Annotated in this window: 14 protein-coding genes; 9 read left to right on the forward strand and 5 right to left on the reverse strand. The window is 70.7% G+C overall.

All coding sequences use genetic code 11. The annotated features are described in order from the left end of the window. Positions 1 to 34: 34 nt before the first annotated feature. Complete coding sequence (rlmM, locus tag FL311_RS00835) at positions 35 to 1,057, forward strand: 23S rRNA (cytidine(2498)-2'-O)-methyltransferase RlmM (RefSeq protein ID WP_141322886.1); 1,023 nt, start codon at positions 35 to 37, stop codon at positions 1,055 to 1,057. Between the two features lie 57 nt (positions 1,058 to 1,114). Next, a complete protein-coding gene (locus FL311_RS00840; protein ID WP_141322887.1) occupies positions 1,115 to 1,822 on the forward strand; it encodes a GGDEF domain-containing protein in 708 nt (235 codons plus the stop codon). A 261-nt stretch (positions 1,823 to 2,083) separates the two neighbouring features. Here the strand turns inward: FL311_RS00840 and FL311_RS00845 are convergent, their stop codons facing one another. The 4 genes from FL311_RS00845 to FL311_RS00860 form a co-directional block, all read right to left on the reverse strand. After that, positions 2,084 to 2,995 (reverse strand): M23 family metallopeptidase, encoded by a 912-nt coding sequence (locus tag FL311_RS00845; protein WP_141322888.1) that lies wholly within the window; start codon positions 2,993 to 2,995, stop codon positions 2,084 to 2,086. A 219-nt stretch (positions 2,996 to 3,214) separates the two neighbouring features. Beyond that, the gene (locus FL311_RS00850; RefSeq protein WP_046715334.1) at positions 3,215 to 4,012 is read right to left on the reverse strand and encodes a Stp1/IreP family PP2C-type Ser/Thr phosphatase; all 798 of its coding nucleotides are present in this window, start codon (positions 4,010 to 4,012) and stop codon (positions 3,215 to 3,217) included. A gap of 60 nt (positions 4,013 to 4,072) precedes the next feature. After that, entirely contained in the window at positions 4,073 to 5,812 is a 1,740-nt protein-coding gene (gene recN, locus FL311_RS00855) for a DNA repair protein RecN (RefSeq protein WP_141322889.1), read from the reverse strand. Between the two features lie 145 nt (positions 5,813 to 5,957). Continuing rightward, positions 5,958 to 9,224 carry an SNF2-related protein gene (locus FL311_RS00860; RefSeq protein ID WP_228556603.1) on the reverse strand — a complete coding sequence of 1,089 codons (3,267 nt, stop codon included), beginning with the start codon at positions 9,222 to 9,224 and terminating at the stop codon, positions 5,958 to 5,960. A 134-nt stretch (positions 9,225 to 9,358) separates the two neighbouring features. On the opposite strand from FL311_RS00860, the gene FL311_RS00865 reads away from it, so the two are divergent. From FL311_RS00865 to FL311_RS00895, 7 genes are all read left to right on the forward strand, one after another. Further along, complete coding sequence (locus tag FL311_RS00865) at positions 9,359 to 10,393, forward strand: D-glycerate dehydrogenase (RefSeq protein ID WP_141322890.1); 1,035 nt, start codon at positions 9,359 to 9,361, stop codon at positions 10,391 to 10,393. Then, entirely contained in the window at positions 10,342 to 10,896 is a 555-nt protein-coding gene (locus FL311_RS00870; RefSeq protein WP_141322891.1) for an adenine phosphoribosyltransferase, read from the forward strand. The genes FL311_RS00865 and FL311_RS00870 overlap by 52 nt, the downstream gene beginning before the upstream one ends. A 104-nt stretch (positions 10,897 to 11,000) precedes the next feature. Next, positions 11,001 to 11,837, forward strand: a complete 837-nt coding sequence (locus FL311_RS00875; RefSeq protein WP_141322892.1) for an alpha/beta fold hydrolase — start codon at positions 11,001 to 11,003, stop codon at positions 11,835 to 11,837. 79 nt (positions 11,838 to 11,916) lie between these two features. Further along, positions 11,917 to 12,513 carry a TetR/AcrR family transcriptional regulator gene (locus FL311_RS00880; protein ID WP_141322893.1) on the forward strand — a complete coding sequence of 199 codons (597 nt, stop codon included), beginning with the start codon at positions 11,917 to 11,919 and terminating at the stop codon, positions 12,511 to 12,513. 166 nt (positions 12,514 to 12,679) lie between these two features. Beyond that, positions 12,680 to 13,987, forward strand: coding sequence for an MFS transporter (locus tag FL311_RS00885; RefSeq protein ID WP_228556604.1), 1,308 nt, complete (start codon positions 12,680 to 12,682; stop codon positions 13,985 to 13,987). Further along, positions 13,984 to 14,481 (forward strand): pantetheine-phosphate adenylyltransferase, encoded by a 498-nt coding sequence (gene coaD, locus FL311_RS00890; protein WP_046715340.1) that lies wholly within the window; start codon positions 13,984 to 13,986, stop codon positions 14,479 to 14,481. The genes FL311_RS00885 and coaD overlap by 4 nt, the downstream gene beginning before the upstream one ends. Further along, complete coding sequence (locus FL311_RS00895) at positions 14,478 to 15,224, forward strand: MBL fold metallo-hydrolase (protein WP_141322894.1); 747 nt, start codon at positions 14,478 to 14,480, stop codon at positions 15,222 to 15,224. Before coaD ends, FL311_RS00895 begins: the two co-directional genes overlap by 4 nt. A 52-nt stretch (positions 15,225 to 15,276) precedes the next feature. Here FL311_RS00895 and FL311_RS00900 read toward each other — a convergent pair whose 3' ends face one another. Then, positions 15,277 to 17,172, reverse strand: a complete 1,896-nt coding sequence (locus FL311_RS00900) for an alpha-amylase family glycosyl hydrolase (RefSeq protein WP_141322895.1) — start codon at positions 17,170 to 17,172, stop codon at positions 15,277 to 15,279. Between the last annotated feature and the right edge of the window lie 84 nt (positions 17,173 to 17,256).

The raw sequence follows: 17,256 nt of genomic DNA on the forward strand, positions 1-17,256 counted from the left end.
GCCTCCCGCCCCACCGAGGGCGCGGATTCCCTCCATGCCCGCACAGACCCAGCCGCCGGTGGCCGGGCGCTGGCTGTGGACGTGCCGGGCGGGCTTCGAGTCGCACCTCTTCGAGGAGCTCGCCTGGGCGGGAGCGGCGCCCCGGCTCTTGGGAGACGCCCTGGTGGAGAGCGAGCGCAGCCCGAGCCCTCCTCCGGCCTTCGCGCGGGCTGGCTACCTGGTGGTCGCCTCCCTCCCCCCTGGCGCGCCCGAGGTCCTGGCGGAGGCGGCGGCCCGATCCATCGGCGCGCTACCTGGCGCCGGGCCGTGGGTCCTCCAGTCCTTCACGCCCGACAGCCCTCGGGGCAATCCCCTGGCGACGACGGCGGAGGCGCTGGAGGCGGCGGTGAAGGCGCGGCTCCCCTCGGAGCGGCTGCTCGAGGATGGGGCCCGGGCGAAGGAGGCGGGCGCGCGGCTCGTCGCGCTCTGCGTCGCCCCGGATGGGGTGACGGTGGTGGGCAGCGTCTTCGCGCGGGAGGCCCTGTCGCTGGCCCCGGGTGGACGCCGGCGCATGCGCCGCGAGGTCGAGTCCCCCTCCCGGGCGGCCATGAAGCTGGAGGAGGCACTGGACGGGCTGGCCTTCGAGCCCGGGCGCGGCGATGTCTGCGTGGACCTGGGCGCGGCGCCGGGTGGGTGGACGCAGCGGCTGGTCGCCCGTGGCGCACGGGTGGTGGCGGTGGACCCGGCGAAGCTGATGCCGGAGCTCGCGTCCCATGGCCGGGTGAAGCACGTGCAGGAGAGCGCCTTCGCCTACGCGCCCGAGGAGCCCGCGGACTGGCTCTTCTGCGACATGGCCTGGCGTCCGCTGGAGGTGGCGCAGCTGCTCGCCAAGTGGGGGCGACGGGGCTGGGCGAGCCATCTGGTGGCCAACATCAAGCTGCCCATGAAGGACAAGAATCCCGTGCTCGTGCGCGTGCGGCACACGCTCGTCGAGGAGGGCGGCTGGGAGGGCCTCACCGTCCGCCAGCTCTACCATGACCGCGACGAGGTCACGGTGACGGCCCACCGGCTTCGCTGACAGTCGGGCGGGAAGCGCCTGCGCGCGGGCGCGTGACGCGCTAGAGAAGCGCGTGAGATGCCCTATCCGCTCGACGACGCCACCGCCACCGCCCTCATCGCCCTGTACCCCTGGGTGCTGACCCGCTCACCCCAGGCCCCCGTGCAGGCCGCCGTCGAGGCCCTGCTCCAGGCCGAGCAGGCCCGGCGCGGCCATCCGGACGCGAAGACGGGCGCGCTCCAGGTGCCCGCCCTCACCCAGGGCAACCTCCTGAAGGAGGAGTACGACCTGTCCACCCATGCCCACCACGACGGCTGGCGCGTGGGGGCCGTCATCGCCGACGTGAAGGGCATGATTTCGCACAACGCGCGCTTCGGCTTCGGCGTCGGCGACGCGATTCTGCGCGCCACCGTGGAGTCGCTCGGTGCGCAGTACCCGGGCGCCAAGGTGATTCGCCTGCACCCGGATGCCTTCGCGGCGCTCCTCGTCCCCACCTCGCAGCTCTCCGTGAAGGAGGACCTGGCGGGCCCCACCCACGAGCGTCTCGTGCGCGATGTCCGCCGCGTGCTGCCCGAGGGTACGCCCGACGCCGAGGTACCGGAGTGGACGGTGAGCCTGCTGGAGGTGACGGTGGACGCGCCCTCGCACTGGCAGGTGCTCGGGCCGCTCATCTGGGCCGAGCTGGAGCGCGCGCACGTCATGCAGCGCAGCGGCCGGGCTGATGGGCTCCAGCGTCGCCGGCTGCGCCTCGACGCCTCCATCCCCGGGCAGGCGACGTTCCTCTGACAGGAGGGTCGCATCGCCCCGGCGACGCGCTCCACCTTCCGGCGCACGGCCCTGGCATCGCGAAGGAGCGCGCGGCCGGAGTCGTGCTTCGCCCGTGCCTTCGCGGCCCCGCTAGAACTCTCGTGAGCCCACCTGCCGAGGACCACACATCGGAGCACCTGCCACCGGGGCGGACCCGAGAAGGTCCGACGTCCCTGGGCTTCACGTGCTCCGCGAACCACCTGCCCCGAGCAAGCCGCCCGGGGCCCTTCGCGCCTCGGACTACTCCTCGAGGATGAACTTGCGCGGGTTCTGGGGGATGCCGTTGACGCGGACCTCGTAGTGCAGGTGCGGTCCGGTGGAGCGGCCCGTGTTGCCGACCGCGGCGATGAGCGCACCGCGCTTCACCCGGTCACCGGCCTTCACCAGCATCTTCGCCAGGTGGCCGTAGCGCGTCTTGATGCCGTAGCCGTGGTCTACCACGATGACGTTGCCGTAGCCACCCTCCAGGCCCGCGAACACCACCGTGCCGTCCGACGGCGCGTACACTTCCTTGCCGTGCGGGGCCGCGATGTCCAGGCCCGAGTGCATCACCCGGTCCGCCGTGTACGGGTCCACGCGCTGACCGAAGTCGCTCGTCACCCAACCGCGCGCCGGCCACACCGACGGCGTGGAGGCGAGCAGCGACTTCTGGTCCTGGAAGTACGCCTGCAGCTCCTGGAGGCTCTGCTCCTGCCGGGTGGCCTCCGCGCTCAGCTTGTCCAGCCGGCCCATCAGCAGCTTGGGTGTCTCCGTCGTCGTCAGCTGGGTGAACTGGGTGTCCGTCGTCGGCACCCGCGCCTCCGGCTCCGTGGGGCCCATCGCCAGGTTGCGCTGCGGGTCCGACAGCAGCGTCATCGCGCGCAGCTTCTGGTCGAACCGCTCCACCCGGTCGAGCGTCGAACCGATGTGCTCGATGCGCTCACGCACCGACTTGAGCTGCGAGCGCAACGTCAGGTTCTCATCCCGGAGGATGCGGTTCTCCGAGGCATCCGCGGCGACCTGGAAGTAGTGGATGCTCGCGCCCGCGCCCAGTCCCACGACCAACATCAGCCCCATCCCCACCTGCATGAGGAACGAGCGCTGGATGGTGTACCGCTTCACCGGCGCGTCGTGGTCCGGGATCACCATCAACGTGAAGGACTTTTTCGCCACGGGACAGCTCCCTGCTTGCGTGGGACATCCGGCGCCAGAAGCTAAGTCGCTCCCCGGCGCTCAACACCTCCCCCCACCGCCACACCCCTCCAGCTCCGTCACCTGACGGCGTCTGTCAGGATTGGAAACGTTTGGGCAGCTACCATTCAGCTTCCAAGAGTGTCAAGGTCAACAGAGACCTGACGAGGTGTTTGCCGGCCACCACTTCGTGAGTCGCCGTCAGGCGGCGACCCGCACCAGGATGACGGTGATGTTGTCGTCGCCGCCGCGCTCGTTGGCGAAGTCGATGAGGCGCTTGGGGATGTCCTCGAAGGACTTCGCCTGGGCCACCACCTCGTGGATCTCCTTGTCCTCGAGCATGTTGGCCAACCCGTCCGAACACAGCAGGAACACGTCGTTGGGCTCCGACACGAGGCCCATGACGTCCACCTGCACCTCCTCCTCGAAGCCGACGGAGCGGGTGATGATGTTCTTGTAGCGGGAGTGCTTGGCCTCCTCCGGCGTGATCATCCCGGCCTTGATCTGCTCGTTGACCAGCGAGTGGTCCTCGGAGATCTGCTGGATGAGGTCGCCCCGGATGAGGTAGGCGCGGCTGTCTCCCACGTGCGCGAAGAAGGCGTGCTCCTCGCGGACCACCAGGGAGATGACGGTGGTGCCCATGCCGGACAGGCGTGGGTCCTCCTGCGCCGCCGTGTAGATGGCCAGACACGCCTTCTCCACGGCCGTGCGCAGCGCCTCCGGAATCGGTGAGTCCTGGAGGTGAGGCACGGAGAGGAAGGGGTTGTCCTTTCCTTCCCGTGCCCGGCGCAGCTCCTTGTCGATGGTCTCGACGGCGATGCGCGACGCGGTACCACCTCCCGCGTGACCGCCCATGCCGTCCGCCACGACGTAGAGCTGGAGCTCATCGTCGATGAGGAAGCTGTCCTCGTTGTGGTTGCGCTTCCGCCCGACGTCCGTCAGGCCAGCGGAAACGACTTTGAGGCGGGAGGCCGCGGTCTGCCCTGCGGTGTTGGACACACCAAGGATGCTATGTGAGACCCAAGGATGGGGCAAGGACACGGATGACCTTGCAGCGCGTCAAGCCGTCCGCCTGAGGCGTCCCCGGGGTCCTCCCTCGGGTCCGGACTCCCGGCGGGTCCTGGGCGCCCCCAGGGAACGGTGGGCCGAGCGCACCAGGGCCTCCGCCGCCCCCAGCGCCTCGCGCGTCACCTCCACGCCGGACATCATCCGGGCCAGCTCCCGCGTCCTCTCGCTGCCCGCCGCCAGGACCGTCACCTGGGAGACGGTCCGCTCGCCCTTCACCGCCTTGCGGATGAGCAGGTGCGCGTCCGCGTAGGCCGCCACCTGGGGCAGGTGGGTGATGCAGAGCACCTGACGGTGGCCGCTCACCTCCTTGATCATCCGCCCGACGACGTCGGCAATCGCGCCGCTGACGCCCGCGTCCGCCTCGTCCAGCACGTACGAGCCGCACGCGTCGCTGTCCGCCAGGGCCCGCTTCAGGGCCAGCAGCAGTCGGCTCGCCTCGCCTCCCGAGGCCACCTTCGCCAGGGGCCGGGCGGGCTCGCCGGGGTTGGCGCTGAAGAAGAACTCCACGTCGTCCAGGCCGTCCGGACGCAGCACCTCTCCAGGCGTCACGCGCACCTCGAAGGCCGCCTTGCCCATGGCCAGGTGCCCCAGGCCCTCGCGCACCTGCGCGGAGAACTCCACCGCGCTCTTCGTGCGGGCCCGCGACAGCGCCAGGGCCGCCTTGCGCGCGCGCTCCTCCACCTTGCGGCGCTCCGAGGCCAGCTCCTCCAGCACCTCCTGGCGGTTCTCCAGCGTGCCCAGCTCGGCCTCGATTTCGCCGCGCTTCTTGAGCACGCCGTCCAGCGTGGCGCCGTGCTTGCGGCACAGCCGCTTCAGGCCATCCAGCCGCTCCTCCACGTCCCGCAGGCGCGAGGGGTCCGACTCCAGGCCCTCCACGTACCGGTTGAGCCGCCGCTGCGCCTCCTCCAGCTCCGACAGCGCCGTGCTCAGCGACTGCGCCACGGGCGCAAGCGTCGCGTCGCACTTCACGGCGTCGTGCACCAGCCCCAGCGCGCGGCCCACCGTCTCCAGCGCCGAGGACTCGTCGCCGGCCACCAGCAGCTCCGCCTCCGCGCCGTGGCGCTTGAGCTTCTCCGCGCTCGACAGGCGCTTGCGCTCGGCGTCCAGCCGCGTGTCCTCGCCCGGCTCCGGGTCCAGGCGCGAGATTTCATCGAGCTGGAAGCGCAGGAACTCCGCGCGCTCGCGCACCTTCGCCTCGTCCCCGCCCAAAGCCTCCATGCGCGCGTCCACCTCCCGCAGCGCCTGGTATTCCCCGAAGTAGGTCGCCAGCGGCGCCTCCATCTCCCCGTACCTGTCCAGGAGCACCCGGTGCAGGCCGGAGTCGAAGAGGCTCACGTGCTCGTGCTGTCCGGCGAGGTCCACCGCCCCCCGCGTCAGCTTCCCGAGCACGCCCACCGTCACCAGCGCGCCGTTGACGTAGACCTTGCCCCTTCCGGTGCGCCCCAGCACCCGGCGCACCAGCACCTCATCCCCGAGGTCCGGCAGGCCCAGCTCCTCCAGGCGTGTGCCCAGGACTGGCGTCCGCGCGAAGACGCCCTCCACGGACGCCTCCTCGCAGCCGGCGCGGATGACCTCCGCGTCCGCCCGCCCTCCCAGGAGCAAGCCCAATGAATCCACGAGGATGGACTTGCCCGCACCTGTCTCACCCGTGAGGACGGTGAGGCCGGCTCCGAACGCCACCTCCACCTCCTCGATCACCGCCACGTTCGAAATCCGCAGACCCAGCAGCACGCGCGCCCTCCAATGTCCGTACGACGGCTCTGGCACTGAACACCCTAACAGGTCCCCCTGACACTGCACAGGCATTCAGCCCAACCGGACGGATGGCGGGCGGGTGAGGGCGGGGCCCGTTGGAGCCCCAACCCTTTGTTCCGACTCAGGTCTCGGTGAAGAGCTCCTGGATGTCCTGCTCGGTGAGCGTGCGGGCCATCTCGTCGCCCTCCCCACCGAGGACGCCCGCGGCGAGGTCGCGCTTGCGACGCTGCAGGGAGAGGATCTTCTCCTCCACCGTGCCGCGGGTAATCAGCTTGTAGCTGATGACCGCGCGCGTCTGGCCGATGCGGTGCGTACGGTCCGTGGCCTGGTCCTCGACGGCGGGGTTCCACCACGGGTCGAAGTGGATGACGTAGTCGGCCGCCGTGAGGTTGAGGCCGGTGCCGCCCGCCTTCAGCGAGATGAAGAACAGGGGCGGTCCGTCCGGGCGGTTGTACTCGTCCACCTTGCCCATACGGTCCTTGGTGCGACCGTCCAGGTAGAGGTAGCGCAGACCCTTCTTGTCCGCCTCCTGCTTGAGCAGCTCCAGCATCTCCGTGAACTGGCTGAACACCAGGGCGCGGTGGCCTTCCGCCACCAGGTCCTCCACCAGTTCCAGGAAGCGCTCCACCTTCGCGCTGGGCGGCAAGAGCGTCCCAGGAGGCAGCTTGAGCAGGCGTGGATCACAACACACCTGCCGCAGTCGCATCAGCGCGGCGAGAATCGACACGCGGCTGCGCTTGAAGCCGACCTTCTCGATGCTCTCGCTGACCTTGCGCTTGCTCTCCTCCATCACCTCCCGGTAGAGCGCGGCCTGGCCGGGCTCCATCTCGCACCACGCGACGCTCTCCGTCTTCGGCGGCAGGTCCTTGGCCACCTCCGTCTTCAAGCGGCGCAGGATGAAGGGCTGGATGCGGCGGCGCAGCCTGTCCCGGGCCGACGCGTCGTTGGCCACCTGGATGGGCTGCTCGTAGCGGTCTCCGAAGCTGTCCGCGCTGCCGAGGAACCCCGGCATCAGGAAGTCGAAGATGCTCCACAGCTCCGACAGCCGGTTCTCCAGCGGCGTACCGGTGAGCGCCAGGCGCGTGTCGCTCGGCAGCGACTTGCACGCCTGCGCCGTGGCGCTGTCCGCGTTCTTGATGTTCTGCGCCTCGTCCAGAATCACGAAGCGGAAGCCCACCTGGGACAGCTGGTCCAAATCCCTGCGCACCAGCGCGTAGGACGTGAGCACCAGGTCCATGCCCTTCAGGTCCTCGGCGCGCTCCTTGCGGTCCTGCCCGTGCCACACCATGGCCTTGAGGCCCGGCGTGAAGCGCTCCGCCTCGCGCTCCCAGTTGGCGAGCACACTGGTGGGCGCCACCACGAGCGACGGCTTGCGGCCCTCCTCGTTGGCCATCTTCTGCAAGAGGCTGAGCGACTGGACCGTCTTACCCAGACCCATGTCGTCCGCGAGGATGCCGGACAGGCCGTGGCGGCGCAGGAACCAGAGCCAGGACAGGCCCGCCTCCTGGTAGTGCCGCAGCGTCGCCTGCAGGCCGTCGGGCACCGCCACCTTCGGCACACCCGCCGTCTCGCGCAGCTCCAGCATCGCCTGGCGCGCCTTCGCCTCCACCTCGGTGAACTCCCCCAGGTCCGCGAGCAGGTCCAACGCCACCGCCTGGTGCAGCGGCAGCCGCGTGCGCGAGCGGCCCGGCATGGCGCCCGCCTCCTCCAGGAGGTCCGCCACGCGCTTGAGCTCGACGGCGTCCGCCTCCGCGAAGGTGCCGTCCTTGAGCGGCACGAAGCGCCGCCCCGAGTCCAGCCACATGCGCACCGCGCCCAGGTCCACCGCCTGGTCGTCGGTGACGAACTCCGCGTCCAGGTCGAACCACTGCACGCCGCTCATGCCCACGCGGATGCGCGGCTTGAGCTTGGGGCGCAGCCGCACCTTGGGCGCCTGCACGCCGAAGCGCTCCCACTCCGCCGGCAAGGACGCCAGGCCCCGCGCCCAGAACTCCAGCGCCACGTCACCCGTCGCGTCGAACGCCTGCGACTGCGGCTCGAAGCGCAGGCCCAAATCGAGCAACTGCTTGCCCGCGGCGCGCTCCAGGTCCTCGCGGCGGCGGTACAGCTTGCGGCTGTCCCCGCCCACGCCGCTGGCGTAGCCCAGGTGCGTGGCCGTGGGGGACACCGGCGCCGTGGTCTGCCCGTAGCGCGCGGCCAGCTGCACCTTCACCTTCTCCGGGTTGCCCTCGAGCGTCAGCACGAAGCGCGGCTCCACCGCCTCGTCGACCTCGATGTCGTCCGCCTTCAGCGACATGCGGAAGCGCGGCAGGTGCGCGGCGAAGAAGGTCAGCACCCGGTCCAGCTGTCCCGAGGGGAAGGACATGTTGGGCTCGAGCAGCCACTTGCGCAGCAGGCGCGGCGGGAAGTCCGGCTCCACCGGGTGGAGGTTCTGCGCCTGGATGACCCAGGTGCGCCGCCCCGACAGGATGATGACGTCCTTGAGCGAGAAGCTGCCGCCGTCCGGGAACAGCAGCTCGATGCGCGCCGTGGCGCCGTCCGGCCGGGACTCCAGCCGGATCTGCGGTCGCACGGGCGTCTCCGTGTTGATGAGCGCGGTGCCCCGGTAGATGACCCGGCGCTGGCGCAGGATGTCCATCACCTCGCTCAGGTCCTCGTCGGAGAGCACCAGGCGAGAGTCGTAGCGGTGCTCGTGGCGGGAGAGCGCCATGAAGACGCGCTCGTCGGCCGGGGACAGCCGCCCGCCCGTCTGCAGCGTGCGCTTGACGTGGATGGGGCCCTTGGTCTGCGCGTCCTGACGACGCACGTCCACCACCCACTGACGGGTGCCGGCGTTCGTGTTCGCCGCCGTCAGCCGGTAGAAGAACTCGTAGTCCGGCTGCGAGGACAGGCCCAGCCAGCTCTCCACCTTGGCGAGCGCCGGCAGGTTCGCGGCGTCCACCGGAGGCGAGTCCGGCTCGATGGGGACCTCGTTGTCCACCACCTCGTTGCTGGTGTTGGACGCGGCGGCCTGTGGCTCCACGGGCTGGGGCGCCACCGGCTGCGGGCGGGGCGGAGGACGGAAGCGCGCGGCGTAGATGAGCGCCGCGGCGACGACGTGCTTGCAGTGGGGGCCATCCGCGTTCCACGACTGACAGGTGCAGGTGGACGTGGCCTTGCCGTCCCCCAGCGCAATCACGACTTCATAGCGCTCGCCGGTGGAACCGGCGACCTGCGCGCGGATGTGGTCCCCTTCGCGCTGGAGCCCGAAGACGCGGCGCGACTCCGCCACCTCCCGGCCCTTCTTGAAGATGGTGGGTTGGACTTCGGCCTTCAGGGCCCTGAGCCACTGGGTGTCCTGAGGAGGGAGGGCGTCTCGGATGTCGGCGGTGGATTGCACGGCTGGCACAGGCCCCAGGCTCCTAACGCCGGGGAACCCCTGCCACTAGCACAGCAAGGGGGCTCCCGCTCGCGGGAAATGTGGATGAGTCCGCCAGCGGAAGCAGCCACCGGCATCAGGCTATGAGAGCATCAACGTTCGCCATGGCCCGGACCGTCCGCCCCCGTGTCTTCGTGACCCGCCAGCTCCCCGGGGAGGCCCTCGGGCGACTGGGCAGGCTCGTGGACCTCCACGTCTGGCCCCAGGAGCTGCCACCCTCCCGTGACACCCTGCTCGCCGAGGCGGCACGCGCCGAGGGGCTCGTCACCCTGCTGACGGACCAGGTGGACGCTCGCCTGCTTGCCCAGGCCCCGGGCCTGCGGGCGGTCAGCAACGTGGCCGTCGGCTACGACAACATCGATGTACCGGCCTGTACGCAACGGCGGGTGGTGGTGGGAAACACCCCCGGCGCTCTCACGGAGACGTCCGCGGACTTCGCCTTCGCGCTGATTCTGGGCCTCGCCCGGCGCGTGGCGGAGGCGGACGCCCATGTCCGGGCGGGACACTGGCGCACCTGGAGCCCCACCGTCCTGTTGGGGACGGACGTGTACGGCGCCACGCTGGGCATCGTCGGCCCCGGGGCCATCGGCTCGGCGGTGGCCCGGCGCGCGAGGGGCTTCGGGATGCGCATCCTCTATGTGAGCCGCGAGCCCAGGCCCGCGCTGGAGCAGGAGACGGGGGCCCGGCGCGTGGACAAGGCCACGCTGCTCTCCGAGGCGGACATCCTCACCCTGCACGTGCCGCTGACGCCCCAGACGCGGCACTGGGTGGGGCGCGCGGAGCTGGCGGCGATGAAGCCCGGGGCGCTGCTCGTCAACACCGCGCGCGGCGGCGTGGTGGACCCGGACGCGCTCGTCGAGGCCCTGCGCGAGGGCCGCCTGGGCGGCGCGGCCCTGGACGTGACGGACCCCGAGCCGCTGCCCCAGGACAGTCCGCTGCTGGGCCTGCCCAACGTCCTGCTGGCGCCCCACATCGCCAGCGCCACGCACGCCACCCGGGGGCGCATGGCCTCCATGGCGGTGGACAACCTGTTGGCCGCGCTGGACGGACGGCGGCCCCCTCACTGCGTCAACCCCGAGCTCTTCCCATGCCCCTGCCCGCCGCGAGCCTCGCCGACACCACCCTCGTCGATGACCTGAAGTCCAGCCTGCGCGACGTGCCGGACTTCCCCAAGCCCGGCATCGTCTTCAAGGACATCACCCCCGTGCTGGCCGACCCGAGGCTGTTCGGCCGCGTCATCAACGCCATGTCCGCGCCCTTCCGGGGACAGCACATCTCCAAGGTGGTGGGCGTCGAGGCGCGGGGCTTCCTGCTGGGCGCGCCCATGGCCCTCGCGCTGGGCGCGGGCTTCGTCCCCGCGCGCAAGCCGGGCAAGCTGCCCTACCGCTCCGTCGTCGAGCGCTACTCGCTGGAGTACGGCGCGGACGGCCTGGAGATACACGAGGACGCCCTGGCCCCGGGTGAGCGCGTGCTGGTGGTGGATGACGTCCTCGCCACGGGCGGCACCGCGGAGGCCACGGGGCGGCTCGTGAAGCGGCTGGGTGGAGAGCTGGTCGGCTTCAGCTTCCTCATCCACCTGGGCTTCCTCGACGGCGGCAAACGCCTGGCGCCGACGCCCGTGACGAGCCTGCTGACGTTCTGAGGCAAGGGCCGACCCGGGCCCCCGCCCCTTCCCCGCTCGCCTGCTGCGACGCTCCGTTCAGGTATCCACCCTCTGACGAGAAGCCTCGTTCCACAGGGGGAGACATGCCCGAGGTGCGCTCCACCGGCGATGCCCGCATCCGCTACGACGACGTCGGCGAGGGCGAGCCCACGCTGCTCTTCATCCCCGGCTGGTGCACGCGCCGGGAGGTCTTCGCGTCCCTGGTCCCCCTGAGCGCCGCGCGACACCGCGTCCTCTGTGTCGACCTGCGGGGCCACGGCGACTCCGAGCAAGGCGAGGGCGACTTCGACAGCGGCACGGTGCTCGAGGACCTGAAGGCCGTGGTGGAGGCCAGCGGCGCGAAGCAGGTGGTGCCGGTGACGGTGTCCCACGCGGGCTTCTTCGGACTGGAGCTGCGCCGGGAGCTGGGCGCGGAGCGGGTTCCCCAGCTCGTCCTGCTGGACTGGATTGTCACCGAGCCGCCACCGCCCTTCCTCGCGACGCTGCGCGGTCTCATGTCGGAGCGCTGGGGACGCACGCGCGACGCGCTGTTCAAGGAGTGGACGCGCGGCGTGGAGCACGAGGACGTGCTGCGCGTCATCCACGAGGACATGCTCGAGTTCTCCGAGGAGATGTGGGCCCGCGCGGCGCGCGAAATCGCGGCGGCCTATGCCCGGGAGGGCTCGCCCCTGCGCGCGCTCGCGGGACTGAATCCGCCCACGCCCACGTTACACCTGTACGCGCAGCCGGACGCGCACGAGTACCTGGAGACCCAGGTGGCCTTCGGCGTACAGCACCCGGGGTTCCACGTGATGAAGCTCCCCGCCGTCAGCCACCTGCCCTCGCTGGAGGTGCCGGAGCTGGTGGCGGCGGGAATCCAGGCGCTCGTCTCCGGGCGGCGCACCGCGGTCCAGACGGGGGACCTCTCCACCCCACGGTGAGCCCCCTCCCAGAGGACGGGTTGACGTCACCCGCTCGCCTGTTTATAAGTTGGTCACACAACCAATAAACAAGGCCACCATGCCCCGTCCGTCCAACACCGAGGAGCGCCGCCAGCAGATCGTCGCCGGCCTTTTGCGCGTGATGTCCGAGCGGGGCTACGAGCGGGCCTCGGTCAACGAAATCGCGAAGGCGGCGGGGCTGAGCCCGGGGCTGGTGCACTACCACTTCAGCGACAAGCAGGAGATTCTGCTCGTCCTGGTGGAGCAGCTCGCGGCGCGCGGCCGTGCGCGGGTGGCGGCGAAGCTCGCGAAGCTCCCGCCCGAGGACAGCCGAGGCCGCGTGGACGCGTTCGTGGACGCGTTCCTCTCGCTGGGGCCCGACGCGGACACGAGCGCGGTCGCGGGCTGGGTCACCATCAGCGCGGAGGCCATCCGTCAGCCCGAGGTCCGCGCGGCCTATGAGCAGGTGGTGCGCGCGGACCTGGAGCAGCTGGAGTCGCTGGTCGCGGCGAGCGTGGGCAAGCGAAAGGCGCGGGCCCTGGCGGCGGGGCTCTTCGCGGCGGTCCAGGGCTACTTCGTGCTCTCGGCCAGTGCGCCGGGCCTGGTGCCCGCGGGCACGGCCGCGAACACCGTGAAGCGCATGGCCGCGGGGGTGCTGGATGGGGAGGAGGCATGAGCCCGCTCCTCCCCCCATCGACCGGTGGCCAGGAGCCCGGCACCGCGCGCTGCGACTCCACCCAGGACACAGGGCCCATGCACGGCGCGGCCCTCGCCCGGCGCATCGCATCGACATGCCGCCGCGACACGACGTCGCGCGCTGCCTTGTCCGAGGGGAGGCTCGCATGAGCGCCCTCCACACCCCGCCCGCCGGGCGTGAAGACACACTCCCATCCTCCACGATGCTCCCTGGAGCGAGCCTCGTCGCGAGCCCCCACCTGGGCACGGTGACGAAGCTCGGGCTCCTGTCGAGCCTCTACCTCTCGCAGGGCCTGCCCTTCGGCTTCTTCACCCAGGCGCTCCCGGTGCTGCTGCGCCACCAGGGTCTGTCGCTGCCCGCCATCGGCCTGTCGCACCTGCTCGCGCTCCCGTGGGCGCTGAAGTTCCTGTGGGCGCCGTACATGGACCGGTACGGCTCGGCGCGCTGGGGCCTCCGGCGCGGCTACATCCTCCCGCTCCAGTGCCTGAGCGCGGGCCTGCTGCTCTCGCTCGCGCTGCCGGAGACGACCGTGAGCACGCAGGTCCTGTTCGCCGCGGTGCTCGGCGTCAACCTGCTCGCGGCCACGCAGGACGTGGCGACCGACGGGCTCGCGGTGACGCTGCTGTCCCCCTCCGAGCGCGGCTGGGGCAACGGCGTGCAGGTGGCCGCCTACCGCGTGGGCATGATCCTGGGCGGCGGCGTGATGCTCGCCGTCTTCGATGCCGCCGGCTGGCGCCCCACCCTCATGGCCCTCGGCCTCATCCTGCTCGTCGCCACCATCCCCGTGGCCCTCTACCGCGAGCCTCCCTCCGAGCCCCCGCCCCGCGTGAGCCTGGGACTCGGCTGGTGGGTGCATCGCCCGGGAGCGGGGACATGGCTCGCCCTGCTCGTCGTCTACAAGGCCGGTGAAGCGCTGGCCACCGGCATGCTGCGCACCTTCCTGGTCGACCGGGGCCTGACGCTCACCGACATCGCGTGGCTGCTCGGGGGCGTGGGCTTCACCGCGGGCCTGGTGGGCGCGCTTGTCGGCGGCAGCCTCGTGGTGCGACTCGGACGCAAGCGGGCCCTGCTCCTGTTCGGCGCCATCCAGGCCACCGCGGTGCTGCTGTACGCGCTCGTCTCCAGCGGCACCGTGTCGGGCCTGCCCTGGCTCACCGCCGTCTGCGCCGTGGAGCACGTGGCCAGCGGCATGGCCACCGCCGCCGTCTTCACCGCGATGATGGACGTCTGCCGGCCCGACCACGCCGCCACCGACTACACCGTGCAGGCCTCGCTCGTCGTGCTCGCCACCGGCGCCGCCGCGGCCCTCAGCGGCTTCAGCGCACAGGCCCTCGGCTACACGGGCCACTTCCTCCTGGCCGCGGCCCTCTGCGTCGCGGGCACCTTCTTCGTCACCGTCGCCTTCCCCCCGTCCCACGCGCTCACGCCCGGAGCACCCGAGGTGTCGCCATGACCATCGCCGTCTACGCAGGCAGCTTCGACCCCGTCACCGCCGGGCACCTGTCCGTCGTCCGCCAGGCCGCGCGACTGTTCGGCCACGTCGTCGTCATCGTCGCCATCAACCCCGCGAAGAACACGCTCCTGTCCCCCGACGAGCGCGTCGCCCTGGTGCGAGAGGCCGTGGCCCCCCACCCCAACGTCACCGTGGCGTGGACCGAGGGGCTCATCGTCGACTACGCGCGGGCCATCGGCGCCAGCGTCCTGCTCCGAGGTGTCCGGGGCGCGACCGACGCCCAGTTCGAGACGGAGCTCGCGCACAACAACCGCGTGCTCGCGCCCGAAATCGCCACCCTCTTCCTCCCCGCGGAAGCCCACCTCGCCGAGGTGAGCAGCAGCGGCCTCAAGGCGCGCGTCCTCCGGGGCGAGGACGTTTCCGACTTCTGTCCTCCCGCCGTCGCGGCGAAGCTGCGCGAGCGCCTCCACCCGTCCCACCGGAGCCAGCCATGAGCATGACTTTCATCCCCCTGGGTGTCGGTGACGCCTTCTCCGCGCTCCACTACTCCTCGTGCCTGGCCGTGGAGGTCGACGACCAGGTCCTCCTCATCGACTGTCCCCACCCCATCCGGAAGATGATGCGCGAGGCGTCACTGACGTCCGGCGTCCCGCTGGACGTGGACCGCGTCAGCGCCGTGGCCCTCACCCACCTGCACGCGGACCACTCCTCGGGCCTGGAGGGCCTGGGCTACTTCTCCTTCTTCATCCTGCGAAAGAAGCTGGAGCTGCTCGCGCACCCGGACGTCGCCGAGCGCCTGTGGGAGGGCCACCTGGCCGCGGGCATGGAGTGCCTCATCGAGAAGCGCGGCGAGGCCCCCAACCCCAAGCACTTCGAGGACTACTTCGAGCACACGCCCCTCTCCACCGAGTCGGCCGTGCGCCACGGGCCCTTCCTCATCGAGGCGCGGATGACGTACCACCACGTGCCCACCACCGCGCTGCGCATCCACGCCGGAGGCCGGTGCCTGGGCTACAGCGCCGACACCGCCTTCGACGAGGGCCTCATCGACTGGCTGTCGCGCGCGGACCTGGTCATCCACGAGACGAACTACGGCGTGCACACGCCCTACGAGAAGCTCGCCGCGCTGCCGGAGGGACTGCGCGCCCGCATGCGCCTCATCCACTACCCGGACGACTTCGACACGGCCGCGAGCGTCATCGAGCCGCTCCAGCAGGGCCGCCGCTACACCGTGTGAGGAGCCTCCGGGCGCCCGCCTGACTCCGGGCGCCCGGGACGTTCCTCAAGCGTTACTGCGAGAAGATGAGCAGTGAGTAGGGCCCAATCGCGAAGGACGCGTTGTTGCCCATGCCGTCCTTGGCCCCGCCGTACGCCGTGGTGTTCGCCGACGCGGTGTTGCCGAAGTCCCCCGAGTACCCGTTCCAGTCGCTGTTGAAGCGCAGGTACCAGGTGCCCGTGCGGGGGAAGCCGATGTTGTAGCTGGGGAAGTACGTCCCGCTGAAGTTGGCCACGATGATGACGTCGTCTCCCGGGCCGCCGTTCTCCCACCGGTGATAGGCAATCACCTTGCCGGAGTTGTTCACGTGGTGGACGTTGACGTTGCCGCCGCGCAGGCCGCGCGTGTTGTTGCTCCAGTTGCGGCGCAGGCGGATGAGGTCGCGGTACAGGTTGTGGATGCCGCCGTAGGTGGAGAGCTTGCCCCAGTCCACCGGGTCTCCGTCCGCGAAGAAGCCGTCCTCCAGAATCTCCTGGCCCTGGAAGATCATCGGGATGCCCGGCGACGTCATGGTGATGCCCGCGGCCAGCGTGGAGCGCTTCTTCGCCGCCCAGCTCCCCGCGTTGCCCGGCCAGATCTCCTCCGGCACGCGGGCATGGCCGTTGGCCACCTCGTCGTGGCTCTCCGAGTAGATGATGCGCGCGTGAGAGCGCCCGCTGAAGCGCTGGGTGATCGCGTCACGCACCGCGTTCATGTTCCGGTTGGCGTCGTTCTGCTCGATGACCGCCGCGCGGATGGGGTGCACGAACTCCGCGGTCCACTGCGCGTCGAAGCCCGCGCCGCCCGCGAAGTCGCTCGTCGCGTCGTTGGTGATGGAGTCTCCGCCACCGAAGTCCTCCGCGATGGAGATCTTCCAGGGCTTGTTCGCGTTGATCTCCCGGTTGACCGAGCGGAACACCTGCCACGCCGACGAGATGTCGCCCGAGCCGTCGATGGTGCGCATGTACTTCGTCGCGTCCCAGCGCAGGCCGTCGCCGCGGAAGTTGTCGAGCAGGTTCATCATCGAGTCGCGGATGTACGCGCGCACCTCGGCGCGGCCGTAGTCCGGGCGCGTATCGCCCCACGGCGTGGACTTGCGGTTGTCGGTGAAGAAGTACTCACCGCCGTTGCCCAGGCAGTCACCGCTGAAGCACCACATGGGCAGGTCGCTCGGCCCCCAGTGGTTGTGCACCACGTCGAAGATGACGCCGATGCCCCGGTAGTGCGCCTCGTCCACGAAGCGCTTCATGTCGTTGGGCGAGCCGTACGCGCTCTCCGGCGCGAACGGGAAGGCCACGTTGTAGCCCCAGGAGAAGTCGCCGGCGAACTCGTACGCCGGCATCACCTTCACCATGTTGATGCCCAAATCCCGCAGGTAGTCGAGCTTCGCGATGGCGCTGGTCCAGTTGCCCGGCCCCCAGCCCGGAGAGTCGTGGAACGTGCCCACGTGCATCTCGTAGATGACCATCTCGTTGAAGCCCGGCGTGCTGTACTGCTGCGCGTTCCACCAGTACTCGCCCTGGTCGTAGATGATGCTGGCGCCCGTGGAGTTCTCCTGCCACGCCGAGCGCGGGTCCGCGCGCCACGCGTCGCCGCCCCACTGGTTGCGCGTGACGAACTTGTATTTCTGCCCCTTCACCGCGCCCGCCACGTCGCCGGAGAAGTTGCCGTTGCCCTCGCCGCCCAGCTCCACCCACCCCCAGCCGCTGAAGTCGCCCGCGACGAAGACCTTCTGCGCCAGCGGCGCCCACGTGCGGAACGTCACGCCCCCCGAATAGATGGTGGCGCCCATGCCCGGACGACTCGACGGGCCGAGCCGCTGAACGACCTCCGCTGTCTCCTCGCCGGAGCGCTGTTGATGCTCGAGCGCGCTCTCGCCGCAGCCCAACAAGCCGGCCAACAGCAGCGCGCTCCACGTGTTGTGTCGCATGGTGACGACCTCCCTAGGGTTGTTCAGGGCGGGTCCTAGCAATCGCTGTGAAGTACGGGCAAACCGGCTTCATCAGATTTCTGT

This window comes from Myxococcus sp. AB025B (assembly GCF_006518215.1).
Lineage (GTDB): Bacteria > Myxococcota > Myxococcia > Myxococcales > Myxococcaceae > Myxococcus > Myxococcus fulvus.